This is a genomic window from Pinirhizobacter sp., from assembly GCF_035317885.1.
Classification (GTDB): domain Bacteria; phylum Pseudomonadota; class Gammaproteobacteria; order Xanthomonadales; family Rhodanobacteraceae; genus Pinirhizobacter.
Window position 1 is genome coordinate 1 of record NZ_DATHFX010000131.1, and the last position, 5,834, is coordinate 5,834.

Annotated in this window: 7 protein-coding genes and 1 pseudogene; 3 read left to right on the plus strand and 5 right to left on the minus strand. The window is 60.5% G+C overall.

Annotated elements, in window-relative coordinates; all coding sequences use genetic code 11:
- Positions 1-212: 212 nt before the first annotated feature.
- Entirely contained in the window at positions 213-935 is a 723-nt protein-coding gene (locus VK519_RS04035) for a hypothetical protein (protein ID WP_324347855.1), read from the minus strand.
- 290 nt (positions 936-1,225) lie between these two features.
- On the opposite strand from VK519_RS04035, the gene VK519_RS04040 reads away from it, so the two are divergent.
- From VK519_RS04040 to VK519_RS04050, 3 genes are all read left to right on the plus strand, one after another.
- Entirely contained in the window at positions 1,226-2,389 is a 1,164-nt protein-coding gene (locus tag VK519_RS04040) for an aromatic ring-hydroxylating oxygenase subunit alpha (protein WP_324347856.1), read from the plus strand.
- Between the two features lie 3 nt (positions 2,390-2,392).
- On the plus strand, positions 2,393-3,673 hold the full coding sequence (locus tag VK519_RS04045; RefSeq protein WP_324347857.1) for an amino acid permease: 1,281 nt from the start codon (positions 2,393-2,395) through the stop codon (positions 3,671-3,673).
- Positions 3,674-3,746: 73 nt separating this feature from the next.
- Positions 3,747-4,037, plus strand: a complete 291-nt coding sequence (locus VK519_RS04050; protein WP_324347861.1) for a DUF6916 family protein — start codon at positions 3,747-3,749, stop codon at positions 4,035-4,037.
- Between the two features lie 8 nt (positions 4,038-4,045).
- On the opposite strand, the gene VK519_RS04055 is transcribed toward VK519_RS04050, so the two are convergent.
- The 4 genes and pseudogenes from VK519_RS04055 to VK519_RS04070 form a co-directional block, all read right to left on the minus strand.
- The gene (locus VK519_RS04055; RefSeq protein WP_324347858.1) at positions 4,046-4,576 is read right to left on the minus strand and encodes a GNAT family N-acetyltransferase; all 531 of its coding nucleotides are present in this window, start codon (positions 4,574-4,576) and stop codon (positions 4,046-4,048) included.
- 19 nt (positions 4,577-4,595) lie between these two features.
- Positions 4,596-5,126 carry a phage tail protein gene (locus VK519_RS04060; RefSeq protein ID WP_324347859.1) on the minus strand — a complete coding sequence of 177 codons (531 nt, stop codon included), beginning with the start codon at positions 5,124-5,126 and terminating at the stop codon, positions 4,596-4,598.
- A 45-nt stretch (positions 5,127-5,171) separates the two neighbouring features.
- Positions 5,172-5,690, minus strand: a complete 519-nt coding sequence (locus VK519_RS04065; RefSeq protein ID WP_324347860.1) for a phage tail protein — start codon at positions 5,688-5,690, stop codon at positions 5,172-5,174.
- 14 nt (positions 5,691-5,704) lie between these two features.
- Positions 5,705-5,834: pseudogene (locus VK519_RS04070) on the minus strand (microcystin-dependent protein); the annotation flags it as partial.

Sequence of the window (5,834 nt, forward strand, 5' to 3'; positions counted from 1 at the left end):
ATGGTGAACGACATACGAAAAGCTGCCGGTATCGACGTGGAAGAATGCCTCGACGGACGGGTGCTGTGCGTCATCTGGCGACATGGCAAGTCGATGCCTGGATTGGTCAACTCCCAATCTAGTGCCTGTCGCATGGATGTGTCGAGCTAATTCCTTGATGCGGCCGGAAGCCCTCCAGTGACTGGCTGGAGGGCTTGGCGCTTGGGATTACTTCATTTGATCGTCAAGTAGTAAGTAAACGTGTTGGTGGTTCCCATGGTGCTGGTGGTCTTGCGCACGATGGTGTGCATGCCCGGCGACAGCGGCCGGAACATGAAGTACCAGCCGTTGGCCACCACCGGTTGCCAGGTCGTGTTGATGCACGGGTCAAAAGGCGCTTGCAGGCTGGGGTCTCTATTCAGGGAGAACACGTTCTCCGAGATGTAGTGGTAGCCGAGCGCATTGCGCACCGGGCGACCGTCGAGCGTGATGTCGAGCTTCTTCGTCATCAGATAGGTTTCGGAGTCGGCAACCAGGAAGTCATAGAGCGACATGCCCGCTGGCGGGGTGAAGGCCGGATCCGGGCAGGGATAGGTGTCGCTGACGAACTGGGCAACCAGCAGGATCGCCTTGCCACGCGGAATCGTGCAGGCTCGCGTAAAGCTGCCGGCCGCCATCGATGCAATCGGCGCAAGGAACCAGACCGGGCCATGCTGCGCCACGCCGCAGTTGACGCCGGTGGCGTCGAAGAATGGGTTCTGGTCAAAGGGCTGCGCGTAGATCCATTGCACCGACGCATCGCCCCAGCCGAAGATGCTTTTGTCGAACGGGCGGGAGTCTTTCGGGTAAAGCATGGGGTTGAAGTCGCGGCCGAAGTCGAACGGGTCCGGTTGGGTGGCATGGGCCGCGGCAACGACACTGCAGGCGGCTAGCCCGGCGCACATGAGTTTGTTCATGGGACTCTCCTTGTATTGGGGGCGCAGACACGGGTGCGGATCGCGGTGTCAGGTCGGATGCGATCCTGGCGCTTACGCAACGTGGTCAGCCACGTGTGCAGGCAACCGCGCGTGGGATGTGCCTGCGAATCAGGACCGCCTGCCCTGGCCGCGCGAAATGGAGAGCAACTACGGCAGGTGACGCTTAAGCAGCTACGGCGCAAGCTGGATTGTCGCCGGATGCACCCCTAACCCGATCGCCTGGCGCGGACCTCGCGGCGGGGAAAATGAAGGCTTGAAAGCACGCCGGGATGGGCTACATCCATCACCAGGCGTTGATGCTGCAGTGCGGTTCGATGAATACTCGGCCATCGCCGCTGCCGCACAAAGCCATGACCGAGCTACTTTCCCCCGATACGCTCGCCCCGCAGCAGCTCGACTACGCGCTGACCTTACCTGCCCGTTTCTATACCGATGCGCGCATGCCGGCGCTGGATGGCTCGGCCATCTTAGCGCGGAGTTGGCAGCTGGTATGCCATCTATCGCAGCTTACGGGCGTGGGCGATCACGTAGTGACCGAAATTGCAGGACTGCCGCTGTTGATCGTGCGCAGCGACGCATCAAGCATCCGCGCTTTCCATAATGTATGCCGGCATCGCGCAGGGCCGATCGCCAGCTGCGACGGGCAGGGTGCAAAACATCTCCGCTGCCGTTATCACGGCTGGACCTACGGCCTGGACGGCGTGCTGCGCGGTGCGCCGGAAATGGGTCGGACGCCGGACTTCAACCCGGCGGATATCCGTCTTCCCGAGGTTCGCGTGCACCTGTGGCAGGGCCTGGTGTTCGTCGCCATAGGCGAGGCACCTCCGTTCGATGAGTTTGTCGCAGGCATCGACGCGCGCCTCGGGCTGCATCGGGCATTGCACGACTATCAATTCCATCACCGCGCAAGCTACGACGTTGCCTGCAACTGGAAGGTTTACGTGGACAACTACCTGGAGGGTTACCACGTACCCCAGATCCATCCGGGCCTGAACAGCCTGCTGGACTATCGCAGCTATATCACTCAAACAGCGCAGTGGTATTCGTTCCAGTTCAGTCCGCTGGAGAGCGCGGACGATCTCTACGGCAGCGGCGAGGCGCTGTACTACTTCCTGTACCCCAATACCATGCTCAACATCCTGCCTGGTCGCTTGCAGACCAATCGTGTACTGCCGATGGGCGTCGATCGGTGCCGGGTGGAGTTCGACTTCTATTACACGCCAGCGGACAATCCGGAAGCACAGGCACGGCGCACAAAAGACATTGCATTCAGCGACGAGGTGCAGGACGAGGATGTCACCATCTGCGAGGACGTACAGCGTGGGCTTGCATCCGGGTCGTATGAGGCCGGGCGATTGAATCCACTACGCGAGAATGCCGTGCACCATTTCCATGAAATGGTGCGCCGCGCTTATCGCGATTCGCTGATCTAGAACATGAGCAACGGCAAACGGTCGCTCGGGCTATGGATGCTGATCGCATTGGTGATCGGCAACATTATTGGATCGGGTGTTTTTGTATTACCGGCGGCGTTGGCACCTTTTGGCGCAGCAAGCCTGCTTGGTTGGGGCATCAGCTTAGGCGGCGCGCTGATGCTGGCCCTGGTCTATGCGCGGCTGTCGCAAATCATCCCTAATCACGGCGGCGCCTACGCCTACGCGCGGCGCGCCTTCGGTGACCGCGTCGGTTTCATCGTGGCGTGGAGCTACTGGGTGTGCGTGTGGTCGGCCAACGCGGCCATTGCGGTGGCTTTCGCCGGCAGCCTGGGTTCCGTATGGCCGGCGGCAACGCTCACGCCGTTGCGTAGTGCCTTATGCGCATTGGCAGCGTTGTGGATCTGCACAGCCATCAGTTTGGCCGGCGTGCGCGAAGCCGGCCGCACGGCCATCGTGTTGACTTTACTGAAGCTGGTGCCGTTGGTTGTATTTGGCCTGTTGGGATTGGGCTGGGTGCATACAAGCGCTTTTGAACCCTTCAATTCCAGCGGTCTGCCCTTGGTAAGTGTTGCCTCTTCCGTCGCTGCATTGACATTGTGGGCATTCCTTGGCCTGGAAAGCGCCACCGTGCCGACCGACGTGGTTATTGATCCACAGCGTACTGTCCCACGCGCCACCATCATCGGCGTGACGATAGCAGGGGTTGCCACGATGCTTGCCTGCACCGTGGTCATCGGGATGCTTCCCGCTGAGGTACTGCACACATCGGCAGCGCCGATGGCCGAGGCGGCCAGGCGGACATGGGGCACCTGGGCGGGCATGGCGATTGGCGTCGTTGCCACCGTTTCATGTTTTGGCGCGCTAAACGGCTGGGTGCTTCTGCAAGCACAGACGACCTTCGCTGCGGCAGAAGATGGTTTGTTTCCAGCGTGCTTCGCTCGCCTGGATAAACGCGGCACGCCATGGATCGGCCTGCTGGTCAGCAGTGTTCTTGCCAGCGCGCTGATTGCCTCCAATTACAGCCGCACACTGGTGGCGCTCTTCACCTTCACCATTTTGTTATCGACGGCAGCGACACTCATTCCCTATCTGGTAACGGTGCTCGCATGGTGGCGGATCGACAGCACCGCCAGGGCATGGCGGCGACTTGTCGCACTGGGGGCCCTTGCTTTCAGCGTGTGGGCATTGATTGGCACGGGCGCCGAAACATTGCTGTGGGGTGCCGTGCTGCTGCTTGCCGGCTTGCCTATCTATCTGTGGCAGCGTTATGCAGTGAAGTAAAGGATATCCTGCATACTGAGGGTTGAAAGCGCGACAGACCTTGGGCATGCTCGCCGCCTACAGGGGGAAAATCATGCAGTTGCTTCGTCTGGATCATTTTGCCGGGCATCTCAACGAGACCTTTACGGTCGAGATCGATCAGATGCGCGCACCGTTCGTGTTGGTCGAGGCCCGGCCATTGGGGCATGCCATGGCGGGCGCCATGCGGGAACCGTTCTCGCTTTTATTCCGGAACGAAGCGGCCGTGGTGTTCCCGCAGCGAACCTACAGCATGAGCAACGCTGGAATGGGCGAATTCGGCATTTTCCTGGTGCCGGTCGCGCGTGACCGCGATGGGTTCATCTACCAGGCCTTGTTCAACTAGACAGCGCGTTACGGGCGCCAGCGCATGCCCAGGCGCATGGCCGCATCTTCACCTTCGACGACAAAGCCGTGGCGCTCATACAGGCGGTGCGCTGCGTGGTTGGTGATCAGCACCTGCAAGGTCAGCTCATCCAGTGCTTTTCCGCGCACTTCCTGCTGCAGGCGGTGCAATAGCGCCGAGCCCAGGCCCTGGCTGCGCACGGCTTCGTCCAGGAGGATATCGACGATCGTCAACACCTGGTCGGCCTCATGCAGGTACAAACGCCCGATCGGTACGTTGTCCTGCAGCACGATCAGGAAATCCGCCGTGACGAAGTGCGTAACGTAGTGGTGATGTTGCAAATCGAACTGGCTGTCACAGAACGCCTGCTTGGCGGTCTCCGGCCAGGGAATGGCAGCCAGTTCAGCGGCGCGCGAAGACGCGTAGAGTCGGCGCAGGAAAGGCAGGTCGCTGGAGTCGGCATCGCGAAGCGATAACGCCGTTGCGCCACGGAGCGGGACTTCCCACCGCGACGGCTGGCGCCGCGGCGGGAAGCGCATTGCCTGTGCATGCATTTGACTAGGGGCGCTGCGGGAAGTCGCCTTGTAGCGCAATGCAGAAGTTCAACGCCAGATAAGGCTGCTGATTGGCATGCGGTTGACCACCGACGTTGGGGCCAACAAAGTTTGCGGCGAAGCTCCCGTTGGAGGTTTGGCTGCTGGCGAACGGCGTGGCAGTGGCCGGAGCAACCGGTGAGCTTCCCGGCGTCGGCAATGCGAAGCGCTGCGTCGTGTCGTTCTGAAGAAAGATGTTTGCAACGTGCGTGTGGCCTGCCAGCTCATTGGAAATCAGGGCAACGGTCTCACTACCGAAATTCTCTCCCAATGCGTAAGGCTGCAGCCCCGTGCCCCTGCCAGTGGCACAGGCAGCTAGGCCCTGCAAGTTCGGCAGGCCGAAAGTAGTCCTCCCATCACCCCCGTATACGGTGCCAACCAGCGAGTACAGAGCGGCGTACTGCGAGATAGGCAAAAGCTTGCCGTCGCAGAAAGCCCACCCGTTAGGCGCAAAATTAAAGCCGAATATCTGGATCTCGCCCAAAAAATTGTTCATGACGTTTCCCCCTTAAGATCGTTGCGCACGACGTGGCATTTGTTATCACTGTGACGGGAAGATGCCGTACTGACTGATGCAGAACCGCAGCGCCAAGGTGGGCATTCTGTTTTCGTGCGGGCCGTTGTTACCGGCGTTTGCTACCATCGGGCCGTTCACGGGCAGTGCTTGCCCGGGTGCGTTGGTGTACATCGTGTCGCCGCTGAGCGCGCCAAGCTGGACGTAACCGCCTGGTGCGGTGGAGTCGGCAAGAGCTGTCGTGGCAACCATCGGATGCGAATGTGCCGGCAACTGCGACGCGATCAACGTCACCGATTCGCTTCCTGCCCGCTGCCCGAGCACATAGTTGCTCGCTCCAGGCGCCGTGCCGTTGTGGATCGGCACCCGGCCCTGGAGGTCGGGCAGTGCGAACGTATTGACGCCATCACCGCCGTAAGTCGTGCCTAGAAGCGTATATAGCGTCTCGTTTTCCGAAATGGACAGCAATTGCCCATTGCAATCGAGCCAGCCAACCGGTGCGAAGTTATAGGGGAACAGCCTGATTTCACCAACGTAGGATTCCATGACAGTCCCCGGGCTCAGCTACGTGACGGAAAAATGCCGTTCATCGCGATGCAAAAATTCAGCACCGTGAACGGCTGCATGTTTGGATGCGGTTGATTGCCGCCCCCGCCCGTGAGTCCATTGGGGTTCAGCGATACTTGCGCG